Source organism: Pseudomonas sp. EA_65y_Pfl1_P113, assembly GCF_963970525.1.
In the GTDB taxonomy this organism is placed as follows: domain Bacteria; phylum Pseudomonadota; class Gammaproteobacteria; order Pseudomonadales; family Pseudomonadaceae; genus Aquipseudomonas; species Aquipseudomonas tritici.
This window is the reverse complement of the sequence record NZ_CAXAQM010000039.1, coordinates 1-20,115: the sequence shown is the minus strand read 5'-3', so window position 1 is coordinate 20,115 and position 20,115 is coordinate 1. Positions and strand designations below refer to the sequence as shown.

Genomic DNA, 20,115 nt, shown 5'->3' with positions numbered 1-20,115 from the left:
GCAAGCCGCAAGAAAAACCCATCCGTATTTACTTGGAGCTTGCAGCTTGAACCTTGCGGCTAAAGTGTATTTCCGTGCCGGGCCATGATGTGCCTGACAACGCTATAGTCCTGCAATGAATCACTCGAGAGGTCTTTTCCATACCCCGAGCGCTTCAAGCCGCCGTGGGGCATTTCGCTGACCAGCATGAAATGGCTGTTGATCCAAGTGCAGCCGTATTGCAGGCGCGCCGCCACTTGCATGGCCTTGTCCAGGTTCTGGGTCCACACAGAGGACGCCAGGCCGTATTCGGAGTCGTTGGCCCAGTCCACCGCCTGTTCCAGTTCGTCAAAGCGGGTCACGGTCACTACCGGGCCGAACACTTCGCGCTGCACGATTTCATCGTTCTGTTTACAGCCGGCGAGCAGGGTGGGCTGGTAATAGAAGCCCGCGCCGGAATGCACAGCCGCGCCGGTGATGCGTTCGATATGCGGCTGGCCGAGGGCGCGTTCGACAAAACTGGCCACACGGTCGCGCTGGCGTGTGCTGATCAACGGGCCCAGTTCATTGTCCGCGTCGCGTTTACCGGCAAAGCGCAGGCTGCTGACCGCTGCGCCAAGCTCGGCAACCAACTTGTCGTGAATGCCGGCCTGGGCGTAGATGCGGCACGCGGCAGTGCAGTCCTGGCCGGCGTTGTAATAACCATAGGCACGCACGCCCTCGACCACGGCATGCAGGTCAGCATCGTTGCACACGATCACCGGCGCTTTGCCGCCCAGTTCCAGGTGCGTGCGTTTAAGGGTTTTGGAGGCCGCTTGCAGGATTTTCTGCCCGGTGACGATATCGCCGGTCAGCGACACCATACGCACCTTGGGGTGGCTGACCAGATGACTGCCGACGCCTTCGCCGCCGCCACACAGAATGTTGATCACTCCGCGTGGCAAGCGCTCTTTAAGCACAGGGGCCAGCGCCAGGATCGACAGCGGCGTGTGCTCCGATGGTTTGAACACCAGCGTATTACCGGCGGCCAGGGCTGGAGCGATTTTCCACGCGGCCATCATCAGCGGGTAGTTCCACGGTGCAATCGAGGCCACGACGCCGATGGGGTCGCGGCGCACCATGCTGGTGTAGCCCGGCAGGTATTCGCCGCTCAGTTGCCCGGTCTGGCAGCGCACGGCGCCGGCGAAGAAGCGGAACACATCGACAGTGGCGCTCAAGTCATCCTGGCGCGCCAGGTGCAAGGGCTTGCCGCAGTTCAGGGATTCCAGGCGGGCCAGGTAGTCGGCTTGTTTTTCGATGGCATCGGCGATGCCCAGCAAGATGTTCGAACGTTGTTGCGGCGTGGTGCGTGACCAGCCGGTAAAGGCTCGGTGGGCGGCGAGGATCGCAGCCTCCACCTGCTCGGTGCTGGCTTCGGCGATCTGGGTGAGTACTTCACCGGTGGCCGGGTTGAGGATCGGCTCGACAAAACCCTGGCCCTGGACCAGTTCGCCGTCGATCAGCAACGCAGTGAGCAGCGGGGTGGGCGCGCCGGACATTTTTCGCGATCTCTTTTCTTGGATGGCCATGGGCGTTCTCTTACGAGGCACCTGACCTTTCTCTTATGGATGAGCTGAGAGTAGAGGTCAGGCGCGAGGTCAACAAATACTAAATACTGAATGCAGCATTCGATTAAATAGATGGCTTGCGTGGGTGCGGCTGTTCACGCGCAACCGTCAGGAACGGGTCGACCAGTGCCGGTCGCGCCGTGCCGCGGCGCCAAGCCAGGCCTACATCGAGGGTTTGGCTGAGGTCGGCAATCGGCCGCGCTTCGATAATGTCGCCTTCAAGGGACCAGGGGCGGTAGGTCATGTCCGGCTGGATCGACACGCCCAGGCCGGCCGCTACCAGGCTCCGCACGGCTTCGGTGGAGGCGGTACGCAGGGTCACATGCGGCTGCAGGCCCGCACCGGTCCACATGCGCTGGGCGTTATGGCCCATTTCGTCGACGTTCAACTGAATCAACGGCTCGCGCGCCACATCGGCCAGGTTGATGCTGTCGTGTTCCAGCAACGGATGTTGCGCCGGCAGCCATAACCGGTGAGGCGAATGAGTCAGTACTTCGGTTTGCAGGGCGTGACGGTCTTCGAGGTTGGACAGGATAAGCACGCCCACGTCGATCTCGCCGCTGACCAGCAAATGCTCGATATACGGGCGCTCATCCTCCATCACGCGGATTTCCACGTTGGGGTAGGCGCGCTGGAATCGTGTCAGCAAATCTGCGAGGTAATAGCCGGCCACCAGGCTGGTCACGCCGATGACCAACTGCCCGGCGACTGGGTCGGTGCTCTGTTGCAGGCTGCGCTTGGCGTTGTCGACGGTGGCGAGGATCAGGTGCGCCTGGCGCAGGAATTGATGGCCTTGATGCGTGAGTGTCATGCCCTTGGCGTGACGGTTGAACAGGTTTACGCCGATTTCCTGCTCCAGTTGCTGGATCGCCAGGGTCAGTGTGGACTGGGAAATGAACGCAGTTTGCGCGGCGGCGGAGATCGAGCCGGTCTCGGCCACGGCAATAAAGTGCCGGATTTGACGCAAGGTCATCATGCTGGAATTACCAGTGGGGTGTTTTTATAGATTTGCTCAAGTGTATATCGATTTAAGCGAAGGGCAGTGGCAAGCTTCAAGCCGCAAGCGCTGCGTTACATCTGGAAGCACTCTAAGCAAAGGCTTTTTGGCTCTTAGTTTTACGCTGGAGGCCTATGGGTCCTACGAACCCAAGTGTCTGGAGGCTTTGAATGAATACCCGTGGATTGCTCGATCAGTTGCTCAAGTCTGGCCAGGACATGTTGCAAAACAAGGCCGGCGGCCAGCGGAAACAGGACGATAAAGGCGCTCTTGGCGGCTTGCTCGGCGGTGGCGGCTTGGGCAGCCTGCTCGGTGGTGCGGGTGGCGGCGCGCTGGCAGCCGGCGCGATGGGCCTGTTGCTGGGCAATAAGAAGGCGCGCAATTTCGGCGGCAAGGCCCTGACTTACGGTGGGTTGGCGGCGTTGGGGGTGATTGCCTACAAAGCTTACGGTAACTGGCAAGCGCAACAGGCCAATGCACCCCAGGGTGAGCCGCAAACCATCGACCGCCTGCCACCGGCTCAGGTTGAGCAACACAGCCAAGGCATTCTCAAGGCGCTGGTCGCGGCAGCCAAGGCTGACGGCCATGTGGACGAGCGCGAGCGCGCGCTGATCGAAGGCGAGTTCACCAAGCTGGATAACGACCGCGAGCTGCAAAGCTGGCTGCATGCCGAACTGAACAAACCCCTGGACCCTGCCGATGTGGCGCGGGCGGCCGGCACTCCGGAAATGGCCGCCGAAATGTACATCGCCAGTGTGATGCTGGTGGATGAGGAGAATTTCATGGAGAAGTCCTACCTCGATGAACTGGCCCGTCAGCTTAAACTCGAGCCTGGGTTGAAGTTGGAGCTGGAAAAACAGGTGCGCCAGGCCACACTTTAAACGCGCTTGTTAATACAATCACCCCGGCTGCCTTAGCAGCCCGGGGTGTTTTTGCATTTCGTGCGCGCTGCATAAAAACCCATTGATAAATGAGGGCACCTGCTCAGCTATACTCCCCCCATTTGAATGGCCCTTCGAGGAATTACTGTGAAGAACTGGACCTTGCGCCAACGGATCTTGGCAAGCTTTGCGGTCATTATCGCCATCATGCTGTTAATGGTTGTGGTCTCCTACTCACGGTTGCTGAAGATCGAAACCAGCCAGGAGGTGGTGCGTGACGACGCGGTACCGGGCGTTTACCTCAGCTCGATGATCCGCAGCGCGTGGGTCGACAGCTACCTTGAAACCGTCGATATCATTGGTCTGCGCGACGGAAAAACGCTCAGCAACAACGATAGGTCGCACTACAAGTCCTTCGAAGCGCGTATCGAACAGCAGATGGCCAACTATGAAAAAACCATTCATAACCAGGCTGACCGCATGGAATTCGATAACTTCAAGGCGGCGCACACGACGTACAACAAAGTCCTCGCCCAGGTGCTGGAGCGCATCGAAGCCAACGACCTGCCAGGGGCTAGCGTATTGGTCGAGGAGCAATTGACGCCTATCTGGACTGAAGGGCGCATGAAACTCAACGACATCATCACTGAAAACAAGAACGTGTCTGACCGCGCCACGGCGGCGATCGACGAGGCAGTCTTGTCGGCCAAGATCAGCATGGCTGTGTCGCTGCTTATCGCCATCCTTGCCGCCGGCCTTTGCGGCCTGCTGCTGATGCGCGCGATCATGGCGCCGATGCAGCGCATCGTCGAGATCCTTGAAACCATGCGCACCGGTGACCTGAGCAAACGCCTGAACCTGGAGCGCAAGGACGAATTCGGTGCGGTGGAGACCGGCTTCAACGACATGATGACCGAGCTCACCGGCCTCGTGTCCCAGGCCCAGCGCTCGTCGGTGCAGGTGACCACCTCGGTCACCGAGATTGCCGCCACGTCCAAGCAGCAACAGGCCACCGCCACTGAAACCGCTGCGACTACCACTGAGATCGGCGCCACGTCCCGCGAAATCGCTGCCACGTCCAAGGACCTGGTGCGCACCATGACCGAAGTGTCCACCGCTGCCGACCAGGCGTCGGTCGCCGCCGGTTCCGGGCAGCAAGGCCTGGCGCGCATGGAAGAAACCATGCACTCGGTGATGGGCGCCGCCGACCTGGTGAACGCCAAGCTGGCGATCCTCAATGAGAAGGCCGGCAACATCAATCAGGTGGTGGTGACCATCGTCAAGGTCGCTGACCAGACCAACCTGCTGTCGCTCAACGCGGCCATCGAGGCCGAGAAGGCCGGTGAATACGGTCGCGGTTTTGCCGTGGTTGCCACCGAAGTTCGCCGCCTTGCCGACCAGACCGCCGTGGCCACCTACGACATCGAGCAGATGGTGCGCGAGATCCAGTCGGCGGTGTCCGCAGGTGTGATGGGCATGGACAAGTTCTCCGAAGAAGTACGTCGCGGCATGTTCGAAGTGCAGCAAGTGGGCGAGCAGCTGTCGCAGATCATCCATCAGGTACAGGCGCTGGCGCCGCGGGTGTTGATGGTCAACGAAGGCATGCAGGCCCAGGCTACCGGCGCCGAGCAGATCAACCACGCGTTGGTGCAACTGGGGGATGCCAGCAGCCAGACTGTCGACTCGCTGCGCCAGGCCAGCTTTGCCATTGATGAGCTGAGCCAGGTTGCGGTCGGTCTGCGCAGCGGCGTGTCGCGTTTCAAAGTCTGATGAGCGATCACGCGGCTAGACACGGTGTCGTCCCGGCAGCGAAAAAGGCGTTGTTCCTGGTGTTCCACATCGGCGACGAGCGTTTTGCCCTCAGGGCCACGGAAGTCGCCGAGGTACTGCCGCGCCTGCCACTCAAACCGATTGCCCATGCACCGCAGTGGGTGTCGGGCATTTTTGCCCATCGTGGCGCGCTGGTGCCGGTCATCGACCTCAGCGCCCTGGCCTTCGGCACGCCGGCCCAGGCGCGCACCAGCACGCGCCTGGTGCTGGTCAATTATCAACCGCAGTCTTGGGTTCAAGCGCGTTGGCTGGGGCTGATCCTGGAACAAGCCACCGACACCCTGCGTTGCGACCTTGGCGAGTTCAAGCCTTATGGCCTGGATAACCGCGAGGCGCCTTACCTGGGGCTGGTGCGTGAAGACACCTTGGGTTTGATGCAGTGGATTGGGGTTAACGAATTGCTCACCGACGAAGTGCGCGCCTTGCTGTTTTCTGCAGAGCCGAGCGTATGAGCCACGACCCGCGTTTTTTTGCCTTCCTGAAAGAGCGCATCGGCCTGGACGTTGCGTCTGTGGGCGAAGCCATTATCGAGCGTGCGGTGCGCCAACGCAGCCAGGCCGTCAATGCCCAAGGGGCCGGCGAATACTGGCAGCACCTGCAAAGCTGCGAGGATGAACAGCAGGCGCTGATCGAGGCGGTAATCGTCCCCGAGACCTGGTTTTTCCGTTATCCCGAATCCTTTGCAACCCTCTCCCGCTTGGCCAAGGCCCGCCTGCTCGACATCAAGCAGATGCGCGCCCTGCGCATCCTCAGCCTGCCGTGCTCCACCGGCGAAGAACCTTATTCGATTGCCATGGCGCTGCTGGATGCCGGTTTGGCTCCGCACCAGTTCAAGGTGCTGGGCTTGGATGTCAGCCCACTGTCGGTTGAGCGCGCGCGACGCGGGGTGTATGGCAAGAACTCGTTTCGCGGCGGCGATCTGGCGTTTCGCGACCGACATTTCACCGAATTCGGTGACGGCTACCACATCGCCGACCGCGTGCGCGAACAGGTGCGCCTGCAAGTCGGCAACCTGCTTGACCCGGCGCTGCTGGCCAATGAGGCGAGCTACGACTTTGTGTTTTGTCGCAACCTGTTGATCTATTTCGACCAGCCGACCCAGAAGCAAGTGTTTGATGTGCTCAAAGGCTTGACCCATGAGGAGGGCGTGCTGTTTATCGGCCCGGCCGAGGGCAGCCTGCTGGGGCGCCATGGCATGCGTTCGATTGGTGTACCGCAGTCATTTGCGTTCAGTCGGCAGGCTGAGCCGGTCAAGCCGGAGCCGGTGTTTGTGCCTATCGCCGCGCCCTTCCCGCAGCGCAGTGCGGCGCCGATTCCCACCAGGCCGCGGCCCTTCAGCGCGGTCAGCGCCCAAGTGTTGCCAATCAAGGTGGCGCATTCCGACGCGGCTGATCTGCTCAGTCGGATCGCCTCCCTGGCCAACGAAGGCAAAAGCCTTGATGCCCGCGCCGCTTGCGAGCAATACCTGAACAACCACCCGCCGGCCGCCCAAGTGTTCTACTGGCTTGGGCTGCTCAGCGACGTGGCCGGCAGTGCCCTGGAGGCCCAGGGCTATTATCGAAAAGCCTTGTACCTGGAACCCCAGCATCCGCAGGCGTTGATGCACCTGGCCGCGTTGCTTGAGTCCCAGGGTGACAGCGCGGGGGCGCGCCGCTTGCAGGCGCGCGCCGCGCGGAGCGAGCGAGCTGACAGTGAGTCCAAGCGATGAATAACACCGAGGCGCTCGATACCGCAGGCCTGGACCTGACCCTGGCTGACACCCAAGCCATCGATGACTGTTGGAACCGCATCGGCATCCATGGCGACAAGTCCTGCCCGTTGCTGGCGGACCACATCCATTGCCGCAACTGCTCGGTGTACTCGGCTGCGGCCACGCGATTGCTGGATCGCTACGCATTGCAGCAGGACGCGCATCGCGCGTACAACGCGGTCGAATTGGGCGAGGAGGTGGTCACGCATTCCCTGCTGATGTTCCGCCTCGGCGAAGAATGGCTGGGCATTGCCACCCGTTGCCTGGTGGAAGTGGCGCCGTTGCAACCGATTCACTCCCTGCCACACCAACGCTCCCGCGCCTTGCTTGGCGTGGCCAACGTGCGCGGCGCGCTGGTGGCGTGCCTGTCGCTGGTGGAGTTGCTGGGCCTGGACGCCACCCCCCAGAGCGCCAGCGGTGGGCGCATCATGCCGCGCATGTTGATCATCGCCGCCCAGGATGGTCCGGTGGTGGTGCCGGTGGATGAAGTCGACGGTATCCATGCTGTTGATGAGCGCACCCTGAAGGCCGCATCGGCCTCCGGCACCCAGGCCAGCGGCCGCTTTACCCAGGGTGTGCTGCAGTGGAAAGGCCGCAGCCTGCGTTGGCTGGACGAGGCGCAATTGTTGTCCGCCGTGACCCGGAGCCTCACATGACCCCCGACCAGATGCGCGACGCCTCACTGCTGGAACTGTTCAGCCTGGAAGCTGATGCGCAGACCCAGGTACTCAGCGCGGGCCTGCTGGCCCTGGAACGCAACCCGACCCAGGCTGACCAGCTTGAAGCGTGCATGCGCGCGGCGCACTCGCTCAAGGGCGCCGCGCGCATCGTTGGGGTGGACGCCGGAGTCAGCGTGTCCCACGTCATGGAGGATTGCCTGGTCAGCGCCCAGGAAAGCCGCCTGTACCTGCAACCCGAACATATTGATGCGCTGCTGCAAGGCACTGATCTGCTGATGCGCATCGCCACGCCGGGCAATGACGTGGGGCCGGCGGACATCGAAGCTTATGTGGCGTTGATGGAGCGCCTGCTGGGCCCGTCCCAGGCGCCGGTCAAGGCAACGCCGCCGGCAGCGCCGGAGCCGGTCGTTGAAGAACTGCCGCCGGAACCCGAGCCCGCTCCGCCGATTACCGCCGAGCCGCCTCGCCAGAACAAACGCATGACCGAAGGCGGCGAGCGCGTACTGCGGGTGACCGCCGAGCGCTTGAACAGCTTGCTCGACCTGTCGAGCAAATCCCTGGTGGAAACCCAGCGGCTCAAGCCCTACCTGGCCAGCCTACAGCGCCTCAAACGCATTCAAAGCCAAAGCGTGCGCGCCCTCGACACGTTGGACGGCCAGCTCAAAACCGTGGGTTTTAACCTCGAAGCCCAGGAAGCCTTGGCCGACACCCGCCGCTTGTTGAGCGAAGCTCAGGCCTTGCTGGCGGAAAAACATGCCGAGCTGGACGAGTTCGGCTGGCAGGCCGGGCAGCGTGCCCAGGTGCTGTATGACACCGCCCTGGCCTGCCGTATGCGACCGTTTGCCGATGTCCTCGCTGGGCAGGTGCGCATGGTGCGCGACCTTGGCCGCAGCCTGGGCAAGCAGGTGCGCCTGGAGATAGAGGGTGAAAAGACTCAGGTCGACCGCGACGTGCTGGAAAAGCTCGAAGCGCCACTCACCCATTTGTTGCGCAATGCCGTTGACCACGGCATCGAAATGCCTGAGCAACGCCTGCTCGCGGGCAAGCCGGCTGAAGGCCTGATCCGCCTGCGCGCGTCCCATCAGGCCGGTTTGTTGGTGCTGGAGTTGAGCGACGACGGCAATGGCGTCGACTTGGAGCGCTTGCGCGGCACCATCGTCGATCGACATCTGTCGCCGTTGGAAACCGCCCTGCGCCTGAGCGAAGAAGAGCTGCTGACGTTCCTGTTCCTGCCGGGGTTCAGCCTGCGCGACAAGGTCACCGAAGTGTCCGGGCGCGGGGTCGGCCTGGATGCGGTGCAACACATGGTCCGCCAACTGCGGGGTGCGGTGGTGCTGGAGCAGGCGGCGGGGCAGGGCAGTCGTTTCCACCTGGAAGTGCCGTTGACCTTGTCGGTGGTGCGCAGCCTGGTGGTGGAGGTCGGCGAAGAAGCCTACGCGTTCCCGCTGGCCCATATCGAGCGCATGTGCGACCTGGCGCCCGACGATATTGTGCAACTCGAAGGCCGCCAGCATTTCTGGCACGAGGGCCGGCATGTCGGCCTGGTTGCCGCCAGCCAGTTGTTGCAGCGCCCGGCGGGGCAGAGTCAGTCAGACACGTTGAAAGTGGTGGTGATCCGCGAGCGCGATGCCGTGTACGGGATTGCCGTGGAGCGTTTTATCGGCGAGCGTACGCTGGTGGTGTTGCCGCTGGATGATCGCCTGGGCAAGGTCCAGGACATCTCCGCCGGCGCCTTGCTCGACGACGGCTCGGTGGTGTTGATCGTCGACGTTGAAGACATGCTGCGTTCGGTGGACAAGTTGCTCAACACCGGGCGTTTGGAACGTATTGCCCGGCGCAGTCAACAAACCACCGAGGCGCCGCGTAAACGGGTGCTGGTGGTGGATGACTCGCTGACCGTGCGTGAGCTGCAACGCAAATTGTTACTCAATCGTGGCTATGAAGTGGCCGTCGCGGTCGATGGCATGGACGGCTGGAACGCCCTGCGTTCCGAAGACTTCGACCTGCTGATCACAGACATTGATATGCCTCGCATGGACGGTATTGAATTGGTCACACTCTTGCGCCGTGACAGTCGCCTGCAATCGTTGCCGGTGATGGTGGTGTCCTACAAGGATCGCGAAGAAGACCGGCGTCGTGGACTGGATGCCGGCGCCGACTATTATTTAGCCAAAGCCAGTTTCCATGATGACGCGTTGCTGGACGCGGTGGTGGAACTGATCGGAGGCGCGCGCGCATGAGGATCGCAATCGTCAATGACATGCCCCTCGCGGTTGAGGCCCTTCGCCGTGCCTTGAGTTTCGAACCTGCTCACCAGGTTGTGTGGGTGGCAGCCAATGGCCTGGAAGCGGTGCAGCGCTGCGCTGAGCTGACCCCGGATCTGATCCTGATGGACTTGATCATGCCCGTAATGGACGGCGTGGAAGCCACTCGGCAGATCATGGCCGAGACCCCGTGTGCCATCGTTATCGTCACCGTCGACCGCCAAGCCAATGTCAGCCGCGTGTTCGAAGCCATGGGCCATGGCGCCCTGGATGTGGTGGACACGCCGCCGCTGGGCGTGGGCAACCCCAAGGATGCCGCGGCGCCGCTGCTGCGCAAGATCTTCAATATCGGCTGGTTGATCGGCCAGCGTGGAAGCCGCCTGCGTGCCGACGCCGCCCCGCCGCGCGCCACCGGCAAGCGCCAGAGTCTGGTGGCTATCGGTTCCTCGGCAGGTGGCCCGGCGGCCCTGGAAATCCTGCTCAAGGGTTTGCCTCAAGACTTTCCCGCCGCCATCGTACTGGTGCAGCATGTGGACCAGGTGTTTGCCGCCGGCATGGCCGAGTGGCTGAGCAGCGCCTCTGGCCTGCCGGTGCGCCTGGCCCGCGAGGGTGAGCCACCGCAAAGCGGTGTCGTGCTGCTCGCCGGCACCAACCACCATATTCGTCTGTTGAAGAATGGCACGCTAGCCTATACCGCAGAGCCAGTGAACGAGATTTACCGGCCGTCGATCGACGTGTTTTTCGAAAGCGTGGCGAGCCACTGGAATGGTGACGCCGTTGGCGTCTTGCTGACTGGTATGGGGCGCGACGGGGCCCAAGGCCTCAAGTTGCTGCGTGAACAAGGTTATCTAACCATCGCCCAGGATCAGCAGAGCTCGGCGGTGTATGGCATGCCCAAAGCGGCGGCGGCGATTGATGCTGCTGTTGAAATTCGCCCACTGGACACAATTGCGCCCCGATTACTGGAGGTCTTCGCAAAATGATCAAGACCCTCCAGGGTGCTGGCCAGCAGGAAAGTAATTCAGGTGATTGCACATGAATGATTTACAGATCGACGACATCAAGACCGATGAAAATGCTGCCATGGTGTTGCTTGTCGACGACCAAGCCATGATCGGCGAAGCCGTGCGACGTGGCCTGGCCCATGAAGAAAACATCGACTTCCACTTCTGCGCCGACCCGCACCAGGCGATTGCCCAGGCGATCCGCATCAAACCGACCGTTATCCTGCAAGACTTGGTGATGCCTGGCCTCGACGGCCTGACGCTGGTGCGCGAATACCGCAACCACCCGGCCACGCAAAACATTCCGATCATCGTGCTTTCCACCAAGGAAGACCCGCTGATCAAGAGCGCGGCGTTTTCGGCCGGCGCCAACGACTACCTGGTCAAGCTGCCGGACAATATCGAACTGGTGGCGCGCATCCGCTATCACTCGCGCTCCTACATGACCTTGTTGCAACGGGACGCGGCTTATCGAGCGCTGCGAGTCAGCCAGCAGCAACTGCTGGACACCAATCTGGTGCTGCAACGCTTGATGAACTCCGACGGCCTCACCGGGCTGTCCAACCGCCGCCACTTCGACGAATACCTGGAACTGGAATGGCGTCGTGCCATGCGCGACCAGACCCAACTGTCGCTGCTGATGATCGACGTGGATTTTTTCAAGACCTACAACGACAGCTTCGGCCACGTCGAAGGCGACGAAGCCTTGCGCAAGGTCGCCGACACCATCCGCGAAGCCAGCAGTCGCCCCTCGGACCTGCCGGCGCGCTACGGCGGTGAAGAGTTCGCCTTGGTACTGCCGAACACCTCGCCGGGCGGCGCACGCCTGGTGGCTGAAAAGCTACGCATGGCCGTTGCCGCGCTGAAAATCCCACACATAGCGCCGGCTGAGGGGGCGAGCCTGACCATCAGCATCGGCCTGTCGACCATGACACCGGTGCAGGGCACGGACTGCCGACAGTTGATCATGGCGGCGGACAAGGGGTTGTATATGGCCAAGCATAATGGGCGCAATCAGGTGGGGATTGAGTGACCTGAAGGCGCTGGAAATCTAATGTGGGAGCGGGCTTGCTCACGAGTTTGATCCGTATCGTTCTATGGATCGTGTACAAGGCCCGCGCCTTTTCGCCCAGCGGGCTGCCGTTCCCCCCCGTTTGCCGTTATACTCGTCGGCTTTCAAAAGTTCGCCAACGAGTGCTGCCCGCCATGGAAATCAACCCGATCCTTAACACCATCAAGGACCTGTCCGAGCGCTCCGAAACTATTCGGGGGTATCTTTGACTACGATCAAAAGCATGAGCGTCTGACCGAAGTCAATCGCGAGCTTGAAGATCCTGCTGTCTGGAACAAACCTGAATACGCCCAGGAACTGGGCCGCGAGCGCGCTGCGCTGGCGCAGATCGTCGACACCCTCGATGAACTGAACACCGGTCTGGCTGATTGCCGTGACCTGCTGGACATGGCCGTCGAAGAAGACGACGAAGGCGCAGTGGGCGATGTCGTCGCCGAGCTGGCCCGTCTCGAGGACAACCTCGCCAAGCTCGAATTCCGCCGCATGTTCAGCCACGAAATGGACCCGAACAACGCCTACCTGGACATTCAGGCCGGTTCCGGCGGTACCGAAGCCCAGGACTGGGCCAACATCCTGCTGCGCATGTACTTGCGCTGGGCTGACAAGCGCGGTTTCGAAGCGACGATCATGGAACTGTCCGCCGGTGAAGTCGCCGGTATCAAGGGCGCGACCGTGCATATCAAGGGCGAGTACGCCTTTGGCTGGCTGCGCACCGAGATCGGCGTGCACCGCCTGGTGCGCAAGAGCCCGTTTGACTCCGGCAACCGTCGCCACACCTCGTTCTCTGCTGTTTTCGTCTCGCCAGAGATCGACGACAAGGTCGAGATCGAGATCAACCCGGCCGACCTGCGCATCGATACCTACCGCTCCTCCGGTGCCGGTGGCCAGCACGTAAACACCACCGACTCGGCCGTACGTATTACCCACGTACCGACCAACACCGTGGTCAGCTGCCAGAACGAACGCTCCCAGCACGCGAACAAGGACACCGCCATGAAAATGCTGCGGGCCAAGTTGTACGAGCAGGAAATGCAGAAGCGCAACGCCGCTTCCCAGGCGCTGGAAGACACCAAGTCGGATATCGGCTGGGGTCACCAGATCCGTTCTTATGTGCTTGATGCGTCGCGGATCAAGGATTTGCGCACTAACATCGAACGCAGCGACTGCGACAAGGTGCTCGACGGTGATATCGACGAATACCTGGAAGCCAGCCTGAAGTCAGGCCTGTAACCCTTTTTTAGGAGCCGGCACGCCGGCGATCCCCGGCCGCAGGCCGGGGGCAACGAACCTGATGGAATATTTAAAGACATGAGCGACCAACAACTCGACCAAGCCCTGCAACAGGAAGAAAACTCCCTGATCGCCCTGCGCAAGGAAAAGCTGGCTGCCGAGCGCGCCAAGGGCAATGCCTTCCCCAACGACTTCCGCCGCGAAAACTACTGCGATGCCTTGCAGAAGCAATACGCGGACAAGACCAAGGAAGAGCTGGCGGAAGCGGCGATCCCGGTCAAGGTGGCAGGTCGCATCATGCTCAACCGCGGCTCGTTCATGGTGATCCAGGACATGACCGGTCGCATCCAGGTCTACGTCAACCGCAAGACCCTGCCTGAAGATACCCTGGCCTCGGTGAAAACCTGGGACATGGGCGACATCATCGCCGCCGAGGGTACCCTGGCCCGTTCCGGCAAGGGCGACCTGTACGTTGAAATGACCAGCGTACGCCTGCTGACCAAATCCCTGCGCCCGCTGCCGGACAAGCACCACGGTCTCACCGACACCGAGCAGCGCTACCGCCAGCGCTATGTTGACCTGATCGTCAACGAAGACGTGCGCCACACCTTCCGCGTGCGTTCGCAAGTCATCGCGCACATCCGCAGCTTCTTGATGCAGCGTGACTTCCTGGAAGTTGAAACCCCGATGCTGCAAACCATCCCCGGTGGTGCTGCAGCCAAGCCGTTCGAAACCCACCACAACGCACTGGACCTGGAAATGTTCCTGCGTATCGCGCCTGAGCTGTACCTCAAGCGCCTTGTGGTTGGCGGGTTTGAGAAAGTGTTCGAGATCAACCGCAACTTCCGTAACGAAGGCGTTTCGACGCGTCACAACCCAGAATTCACCATGTTGGAGTTCTACCAGGCCTACGCCGATTACGAAGACAACATGGACCTGACTGAAGAACTGTTCCGCGAACTGGCGCAGTTGGTCCTGGGCAGCACTGACGTGCCGTACGGCGACAAGGTGTTCCACTTTGGCGAACCGTTCGTGCGCCTGTCGGTGTTCGATTCGATCCTCAAGTACAACCCCGAGTTGACCGCTGACGACCTGACCGACATCGACAAGGCACGCGCCATTGCCAAGAAAGCCGGCGCAAAAGTGTTGGGCTTCGAAGGCCTGGGCAAATTGCAGGTGATGATTTTCGAAGAGTTGGTGGAGCACAAGCTGGAACAGCCGCACTTCATTACCCAGTACCCGTTCGAAGTATCGCCGCTGGCCCGTCGCAACGATGACAACCCGAACGTCACCGACCGTTTCGAATTGTTCATCGGCGGCCGCGAAATCGCCAACGCCTACTCCGAGTTGAACGATGCGGAAGACCAGGCCGAGCGTTTCATGGCCCAGGTGGCCGACAAGGACGCCGGCGACGACGAAGCCATGCACTACGATGCCGACTTCGTGCGCGCCCTGGAATATGGCATGCCGCCAACCGCCGGTGAAGGGATCGGCATCGACCGCCTGGTGATGCTGTTGACTAACTCGCCGTCGATCCGCGATGTGATCCTGTTCCCGCACATGCGGCCACAAGCGTAACCTTAGCGAAATCCAGAGCCGCCTTTTATAAGGCGGCTTTTTTATGCGGCGTTTATAAGCGTCAAGCAAACAGCGCCAGGTTTTGATCTATTCAAGGATGTGTGTCGTGAACCGCGTAATGGCTCAAGAAGGCGCCGCCGGCATTGCTGCTGCCGTGGCTGAAAGCGTCCAGTACCAGGGCCGTAAGGCCAGTCGCCGAGGCAGTGAGCAACGCAGGCAAGACATTCTCGATGCGGCGATGCGCATCGTGGTGCGTGATGGCGTACGGGCCGTGCGCCATCGTGCAATCGCGGCAGAGGCGGGGGTGCCGTTGTCGGCCACGACCTACTATTTCAAGGATATCGACGACTTGCTCACCGATACCTTCGCTCAATACGTCGAACGCAGTGCCGCGTTCATGGGCAAGCTATGGGTACGTAACGAGGGCCTGCTGCGCGAAATGGTCGCCTATGGCGATGGCAGCCCACAGTCGCGTTCACAACTGGCCGATGATATTGCGCGTTTGACCGCTGACTACGTGTTGCGCCAACTGACCAACCGCCGTGAGCACCTGATGGCCGAGCAGGCCTTTCGCCAGGAAGCGCTTCTGAACCCGCGGCTGGCAGAACTGGTGCGTTCCCATCAGCAGATTCTGTTGCAGGGCACTGAGCAGTTTTTCCAGGTACTGGGCTCCCGCGAACCGCAACAGGATGCCAAAGTGTTGACGGCGATAATCAGTCGGATGGAATATCAGGGCCTGCTGAGCGGCGCAGAGCCTCTGACCGGTGAAGAGATGCTTGAAATTCTCAAGCGTTACATGCATTTGGTGTTGGCCTCGGTGTAGTCACAAGTCGACGCTGCTTTATGTGGGCGCTGGCTTGCCTGCGCTGCAGACAACTCGGTAAATCAGGCACGGTTGGTTGATGCCATTGCAGGCAAGCCAGCTCCCACATAAACGGGTGCCATGCACGATATTCAGTGGAGTACACGATGAAAGCCTGGCGAATCGCGGTAATTGCCTTGTCGTTCCTGCTGCTCAGCGGTTGCCTGGTGACCTTCAAGGACCCGCTGCCGGCCCATGAGGCCGCGCTGCCGGCCCTGCTGGGGAAATGGTCGAGCAAAAACGCCTGGGGCGAGCCGCTCAACCTGCACATCACTCGCGTGGGGGACCACCGTTATAAAGCCGTGAGCTACCCTACAGCCAAGCCGGGCCCGCGTGATGAGTACCTGTTTACTGTTTCCCGGCATGGTAGCCGCTGGTACTTGTCGGCGCCGTTGCCGGCCAAACTGGGCGGGCATTTCATCCTGGCGGGGTTTGACTTTGAGGGTAAGAGCGGCGAAAAACATGAATTGGTGGTCTATAACCTGGACCTTGAGCAGATCCACCAAGCGATAGGCCAAAAGACGTTGCACGGCAGTACTGTGGAAACCGTGGAAGGCGACGGCGTATTGGTCGACAGCCCCATGGACCAAGTGTTTGCCTACCTGGATGACCCGGCCAACGCCGATGTATTCGTGGAAGCCGTGCGCTACCAGCGCACGGGCAAATAACGTTTAAAGAGGAAGCACCGGGTGGACGATTACCAGCAGACGATACGCACCTTGTCTGATCGCATTGTGCTGGCGCAGACACCGATTCGCGTCCTCGACGCCGTGAAGTGGGACGACAACATTCGTCAGGGATTCCTCAAGGCCAAGGGCAAGGAAATGCCCGCCGTGGACCGCGACTATTACCTGAATCGGCCACTGACGTTCGACTCCAGCGCGGTAAAGCTGGAGTTCCAGAACATCGAGCGCGACATTACCCGTCGCCTCGGCCAGTTCAGCCCCGTGGGGCAGATCATGCGCCGCATGTGCCGGGAATATCGCATGGTGGTGCGCATGCTTGAAGCGCGCGGTACCGAGGATTTCGGCCTGATATCCCAGGAACTCTATGGCGCCGCCTCCGATGCGTTCCACGCGGGCGACCCGACCCTGGCGGACCTGGGCCTGATGCTTTCTGACTATCTGAACAACATCGACGGCCGTGGCGATTTGAAGGATGAAGCCAAGACCCTCACCGCCCAGGACGCCGTGGCGCTGCTGCAAACACGCCTGAACAAGGTATTTGGCGAGGCCGAAGAGACTATCCGCGTGTTTGAGTCCGACGGTATTGTCGCTGACGCCGCGGCGGGCGCCGACTACATCAAGATCCGCGCCGACGCGATGTTCAATGACCGCGACGTGCGGGCCCTGGAAGTGCATGAAGGCCTGGTGCATGTTGGCACCACGCTAAACGGGCAGAACCAACCGATCTGCACGTTCCTGTCCAAGGGCCCGCCGTCCTCCACCGTGACTCAGGAAGGCCTGGCGATCCTGATGGAAATCATCACCTTTGCCTCCTACCCGAGCCGCCTGCGCAAACTGACCAACCGCACCCGTGCCATTCACATGGTGGAGGAGGGCGCCGACTTCCTGCAGGTGTTTGAGTTCTTCCGCGAGCAAGGCTTTGAGATGGGCGAAAGCTATGGCAACGCCAGTCGCGTATTCCGTGGCTCGGTGCCGAACGGTCTGCCGTTTACCAAGGATCTGTCCTACCTCAAGGGCTTTATCATGGTCTACAACTACATTCAGCTCGCCGTGCGTAAAGGCAAGCTGGAGCAAGTGCCGCTGCTGTTCTGCGGCAAGACCACCCTGGAAGACATGCGAACCCTGCGTCAGTTGGTCGACGAAGGCCTCGTGGTGCCGCCCAAGTACCTGCCGGAGCAGTTCCGCGACATGAATGCACTGGCGGCATGGATGTGCTTTTCCAACTTCCTCAATCATTTGAGCCTGGACCGGATTGAGGCGGATTATTCGAATATCCTTTGAAGAAACCGCGCCAAACATGTGCGAGCTGGGTCGCCTGCGATGGCGGTCATTCAGTGAAAACACCTGTGACTGATACACCGTTATCGCAGGCAACCCCAGCGCCCACATTTGATCTCATTTGTTCTTGAGAAATGAGTACAACCTTCCAGCGAGGCTTCAACGGATGAGAATCCTCGGCATTTTGTGCCTGCTACTCACTTTGAACGGCTGCAGCTCCCTGCTGTTCTACCCCGAGCCCGGCCTGCCTTTCACACCGGAAAAAGCCCACCTGCAATACCGCGACGTCACCTTGACCACCGCCGACGGCGTGAAGCTGCACGCCTGGTGGCTACCGGCCAAGCCCGGCGTGCCGCTCAAGGGTACGGTGCTGCACTTGCACGGCAACGGCGGCAACCTGGCCTGGCACCTGGGCGGCAGTTGGTGGTTGCCTGAGCAGGGTTACCAAGTGCTGCTGCTGGACTATCGCGGTTATGGGCTGTCGGAAGGCACGCCATCATTACCCGCGGTCTATCAGGATGTTGATGCGGCGTTCCGCTGGATCGACAAGGCGCCCGAAACCCAGGGCCAGCCGCTGATCGTTCTGGGCCAAAGCCTGGGTGGCGCGCTGGCGGTGCACTACCTGGCAGCCCACCCGGAACGCCAATCCCGGCTCAAGGGGCTGGTGCTGGACGGCGTGCCCGCCAGTTATCGTGACGTAGGACAATTCGCCCTAAGTACCTCCTGGTTAACATGGCTGTTTCAAGTGCCCCTGTCCTGGCTGGTACCGGACGCCGACAGTGCTATCCGCGCCATGCCTCAGCTGACGGGTGTGCCGAAACTGTTGTTTCACAGCCTGGATGACCCGGTTGTGCCAGTGGCCAATGGCATCCGCCTGTACCAAGCCGCGCCGCCGCCAAGGGTGCTGCAGTTAACCCGGGGCGGCCATGTGCAAACCTTTGCCGACAAGACCTGGCAAACCGTGATGCTGCGCTACCTGGACGACCCGCGGCACTTCAACGGCCTACGCCGCCTGGGCGAAATTCCGAACTATCCCACTCCAAGAGTGGATTCATCAGAGAGCCCGCAATGAGCGAAGAACGCAATATGATCCCGCTGATCCTCACCGGTATTGGCACTATCATCGGTACCGTCGGTTGCCTGTGGTTCTACGGTTACCTGCACTTTGCCAAACCCGAAGATGCGCTGCTGCTCAGCGATTTCACCATGCTCAAGACCGTGCCCGGCGAGGACTACAAGATCTCCCTGACCCCGGCCGCGCAAGTCGCGCAATGCGTGGATGGCGTGCTGGTGATGTTCGACACCGAGCAGAAAGGCCTCAGCGGTGTGCTGGTGAACAACAAGAAGCAGGCCGTGCGATGCATGGGGCAAGAAACCCCGCAATTGCAGCAGTGAACGCTGTTTTCAGCGCTGTGGGAAAGGTCCATTTTACGTACCGATTAATGATTTAACGCCTGTCAGGCGTTCAGCCGGCTGGAACCAGTCTGGCGCGCTCACCACAGATTATGGGCTGATTGGCAATGCTGATCAGCCCATTTTTTCATTAGTCTGGAGTGAGCATATATGGCTGGTATAAACGGAGTGTCGGGCGTAGGGCGCATGGGCGCTGGTGCCAATGTTGGCGGGGGCTCCCAATCAAACCAAGGCCTCGATCAGCAGATTCGAGACGTTCAAAACAAAATCAAAGACATGCAGGCACAAGGTGCTAAAGGCGGTCAGGGTAGCGAGGGCGGAGGTGGCCTCGATGAACTGATGAAACTGCTGGAGAAGCTGCTGGCACAAAAGTCTCAGGGCGCGCAAGGCGATCAAGGCGCACAAGATGGTCAGGCTGGCAGTCAGGGCCAAATCCAAATGCCGCAGACACAGGGCTCAGGCAAGGTCGGCGTTTAATTCGCGCGCCCTCAAAAAACCGCCTCTATCGGGCGGTTTTTTCATGTTGATTCAAACCGACAACCAGCAACGGAGCGGGCGGTGTAACGTGTGGCGCGGCAGCTCACGCCGTTGCCGGGGACACTTGCGGAGGAAATGTCTGGAACCGTTTCGACTCAAACTCCCACATAAAATGGTGCAACCTACTCAGATTGGGTCGAGGATGAAAATACATATTCCTGTATTGGAAAACATGTTGGCCATGGCAAGACAGCATGTGGCGCTGGAACAGGAAGCCGCTCGCAGGTACAAGCGCGATCAACGGATGGATGAGCCGGCCAGCGCAAAGATTGAAATGCCTGCCGAGGATACGAATCGCACCATTCAGTTTGACGAGCCGAAAAAAAACCCACCGTGAAGTGTAATGCTGTTCACTTAAGCATTTGAGCTCACGTCGAAGTTCCTAGAAAATCCGATGCCAGATATCTGGCATCGGATTTTTTATGTCTGTTCAGCAGCACCTGCTCGACCTCGGCGACCTTTTCAAC

19 protein-coding genes are annotated in these 20,115 nt (G+C 60.6%); 17 read left to right on the top strand and 2 right to left on the bottom strand.

The annotated features are described in order from the left end of the window. Window positions 1-59: 59 nt before the first annotated feature. Both AACY52_RS24505 and AACY52_RS24500 read right to left on the bottom strand, forming a co-directional pair. Complete coding sequence (locus tag AACY52_RS24505; RefSeq protein WP_339418206.1) at window positions 60-1,517, bottom strand: gamma-aminobutyraldehyde dehydrogenase; 1,458 nt, start codon at window positions 1,515-1,517, stop codon at window positions 60-62. A 133-nt stretch (window positions 1,518-1,650) separates the two neighbouring features. Beyond that, window positions 1,651-2,562, bottom strand: a complete 912-nt coding sequence (locus AACY52_RS24500) for a LysR family transcriptional regulator (protein ID WP_339418205.1) — start codon at window positions 2,560-2,562, stop codon at window positions 1,651-1,653. A gap of 191 nt (window positions 2,563-2,753) precedes the next feature. On the opposite strand from AACY52_RS24500, the gene AACY52_RS24495 reads away from it, so the two are divergent. The 17 genes from AACY52_RS24495 to AACY52_RS24415 all read left to right on the top strand — a co-directional run bounded on the left by AACY52_RS24495 (window position 2,754) and on the right by AACY52_RS24415 (window position 19,985). Further along, the gene (locus AACY52_RS24495) at window positions 2,754-3,464 is read left to right on the top strand and encodes a tellurite resistance TerB family protein (RefSeq protein ID WP_065872488.1); all 711 of its coding nucleotides are present in this window, start codon (window positions 2,754-2,756) and stop codon (window positions 3,462-3,464) included. Window positions 3,465-3,611: 147 nt separating this feature from the next. Then, window positions 3,612-5,234 carry a methyl-accepting chemotaxis protein gene (locus AACY52_RS24490; RefSeq protein ID WP_339418203.1) on the top strand — a complete coding sequence of 541 codons (1,623 nt, stop codon included), beginning with the start codon at window positions 3,612-3,614 and terminating at the stop codon, window positions 5,232-5,234. Next, window positions 5,234-5,746 carry a chemotaxis protein CheW gene (locus AACY52_RS24485; RefSeq protein ID WP_339418201.1) on the top strand — a complete coding sequence of 171 codons (513 nt, stop codon included), beginning with the start codon at window positions 5,234-5,236 and terminating at the stop codon, window positions 5,744-5,746. Before AACY52_RS24490 ends, AACY52_RS24485 begins: the two co-directional genes overlap by 1 nt. Next, window positions 5,743-7,002, top strand: a complete 1,260-nt coding sequence (locus AACY52_RS24480; RefSeq protein WP_339418199.1) for a protein-glutamate O-methyltransferase CheR — start codon at window positions 5,743-5,745, stop codon at window positions 7,000-7,002. The genes AACY52_RS24485 and AACY52_RS24480 overlap by 4 nt, the downstream gene beginning before the upstream one ends. Beyond that, window positions 6,999-7,700: a chemotaxis protein CheW gene (locus AACY52_RS24475; protein WP_339418197.1), complete on the top strand. Its 702-nt coding sequence runs from the start codon at window positions 6,999-7,001 to the stop codon at window positions 7,698-7,700. The genes AACY52_RS24480 and AACY52_RS24475 overlap by 4 nt, the downstream gene beginning before the upstream one ends. Continuing rightward, window positions 7,697-9,964: a hybrid sensor histidine kinase/response regulator gene (locus AACY52_RS24470; RefSeq protein WP_339418195.1), complete on the top strand. Its 2,268-nt coding sequence runs from the start codon at window positions 7,697-7,699 to the stop codon at window positions 9,962-9,964. Before AACY52_RS24475 ends, AACY52_RS24470 begins: the two co-directional genes overlap by 4 nt. Beyond that, the gene (locus AACY52_RS24465) at window positions 9,961-10,971 is read left to right on the top strand and encodes a chemotaxis response regulator protein-glutamate methylesterase (RefSeq protein WP_339418194.1); all 1,011 of its coding nucleotides are present in this window, start codon (window positions 9,961-9,963) and stop codon (window positions 10,969-10,971) included. The genes AACY52_RS24470 and AACY52_RS24465 overlap by 4 nt, the downstream gene beginning before the upstream one ends. A 52-nt stretch (window positions 10,972-11,023) precedes the next feature. Next, window positions 11,024-12,025, top strand: coding sequence for a diguanylate cyclase (locus AACY52_RS24460; protein ID WP_339455821.1), 1,002 nt, complete (start codon window positions 11,024-11,026; stop codon window positions 12,023-12,025). Between the two features lie 173 nt (window positions 12,026-12,198). Next, window positions 12,199-13,294, top strand: a protein-coding gene (gene prfB / locus AACY52_RS24455; RefSeq protein ID WP_339418192.1) for a peptide chain release factor 2 whose coding sequence is annotated in 2 segments (ribosomal slippage) — window positions 12,199-12,270 and window positions 12,272-13,294 — 1,095 coding nt in all. Because the reading frame shifts where the segments join, the coding sequence is not laid out codon by codon here. A gap of 78 nt (window positions 13,295-13,372) precedes the next feature. Beyond that, complete coding sequence (gene lysS, locus AACY52_RS24450; protein WP_339418191.1) at window positions 13,373-14,872, top strand: lysine--tRNA ligase; 1,500 nt, start codon at window positions 13,373-13,375, stop codon at window positions 14,870-14,872. 106 nt (window positions 14,873-14,978) lie between these two features. After that, on the top strand, window positions 14,979-15,695 hold the full coding sequence (locus tag AACY52_RS24445) for a TetR family transcriptional regulator (protein WP_339418190.1): 717 nt from the start codon (window positions 14,979-14,981) through the stop codon (window positions 15,693-15,695). Window positions 15,696-15,841: 146 nt separating this feature from the next. Continuing rightward, window positions 15,842-16,402 carry a hypothetical protein gene (locus AACY52_RS24440; protein ID WP_339560863.1) on the top strand — a complete coding sequence of 187 codons (561 nt, stop codon included), beginning with the start codon at window positions 15,842-15,844 and terminating at the stop codon, window positions 16,400-16,402. Between the two features lie 21 nt (window positions 16,403-16,423). Then, a complete protein-coding gene (locus AACY52_RS24435) occupies window positions 16,424-17,701 on the top strand; it encodes a flavohemoglobin expression-modulating QEGLA motif protein (protein WP_339418188.1) in 1,278 nt (425 codons plus the stop codon). Between the two features lie 163 nt (window positions 17,702-17,864). After that, the gene (locus AACY52_RS24430) at window positions 17,865-18,770 is read left to right on the top strand and encodes an alpha/beta hydrolase (RefSeq protein ID WP_339560862.1); all 906 of its coding nucleotides are present in this window, start codon (window positions 17,865-17,867) and stop codon (window positions 18,768-18,770) included. After that, window positions 18,767-19,093, top strand: a complete 327-nt coding sequence (locus tag AACY52_RS24425; protein ID WP_017738324.1) for a hypothetical protein — start codon at window positions 18,767-18,769, stop codon at window positions 19,091-19,093. The genes AACY52_RS24430 and AACY52_RS24425 overlap by 4 nt, the downstream gene beginning before the upstream one ends. 168 nt (window positions 19,094-19,261) lie before the next feature. After that, on the top strand, window positions 19,262-19,588 hold the full coding sequence (locus AACY52_RS24420) for a hypothetical protein (protein ID WP_339560861.1): 327 nt from the start codon (window positions 19,262-19,264) through the stop codon (window positions 19,586-19,588). 202 nt (window positions 19,589-19,790) lie between these two features. After that, complete coding sequence (locus AACY52_RS24415) at window positions 19,791-19,985, top strand: hypothetical protein (RefSeq protein WP_339418185.1); 195 nt, start codon at window positions 19,791-19,793, stop codon at window positions 19,983-19,985. Window positions 19,986-20,115 lie beyond the last annotated feature (130 nt).

Excerpts from the sequence above, each read along its gene's own strand:
- AACY52_RS24485 (WP_339418201.1), top strand. The coding sequence starts at position 5,234 with ATGAGCGATCACGCGGCTAGACACGGTGTCGTCCCGGCAGCGAAAAAG.
- AACY52_RS24470 (WP_339418195.1), top strand. The coding sequence starts at position 7,697 with ATGACCCCCGACCAGATGCGCGACGCCTCACTGCTGGAACTGTTCAGC.
- AACY52_RS24440 (WP_339560863.1), top strand. The coding sequence starts at position 15,842 with ATGAAAGCCTGGCGAATCGCGGTAATTGCCTTGTCGTTCCTGCTGCTC.
- AACY52_RS24430 (WP_339560862.1), top strand. The coding sequence starts at position 17,865 with ATGAGAATCCTCGGCATTTTGTGCCTGCTACTCACTTTGAACGGCTGC.
- AACY52_RS24475 (WP_339418197.1), top strand. The coding sequence starts at position 6,999 with ATGAATAACACCGAGGCGCTCGATACCGCAGGCCTGGACCTGACCCTG.
- AACY52_RS24500 (WP_339418205.1), bottom strand. The coding sequence starts at position 2,562 with ATGATGACCTTGCGTCAAATCCGGCACTTTATTGCCGTGGCCGAGACC.
- AACY52_RS24495 (WP_065872488.1), top strand. The coding sequence starts at position 2,754 with ATGAATACCCGTGGATTGCTCGATCAGTTGCTCAAGTCTGGCCAGGAC.
- AACY52_RS24415 (WP_339418185.1), top strand. The coding sequence starts at position 19,791 with ATGAAAATACATATTCCTGTATTGGAAAACATGTTGGCCATGGCAAGA.
- AACY52_RS24505 (WP_339418206.1), bottom strand. The coding sequence starts at position 1,517 with ATGTCCGGCGCGCCCACCCCGCTGCTCACTGCGTTGCTGATCGACGGC.
- lysS (WP_339418191.1), top strand. The coding sequence starts at position 13,373 with ATGAGCGACCAACAACTCGACCAAGCCCTGCAACAGGAAGAAAACTCC.
- AACY52_RS24465 (WP_339418194.1), top strand. The coding sequence starts at position 9,961 with ATGAGGATCGCAATCGTCAATGACATGCCCCTCGCGGTTGAGGCCCTT.
- AACY52_RS24420 (WP_339560861.1), top strand. The coding sequence starts at position 19,262 with ATGGCTGGTATAAACGGAGTGTCGGGCGTAGGGCGCATGGGCGCTGGT.
- AACY52_RS24460 (WP_339455821.1), top strand. The coding sequence starts at position 11,024 with ATGAATGATTTACAGATCGACGACATCAAGACCGATGAAAATGCTGCC.
- AACY52_RS24425 (WP_017738324.1), top strand. The coding sequence starts at position 18,767 with ATGAGCGAAGAACGCAATATGATCCCGCTGATCCTCACCGGTATTGGC.
- AACY52_RS24480 (WP_339418199.1), top strand. The coding sequence starts at position 5,743 with ATGAGCCACGACCCGCGTTTTTTTGCCTTCCTGAAAGAGCGCATCGGC.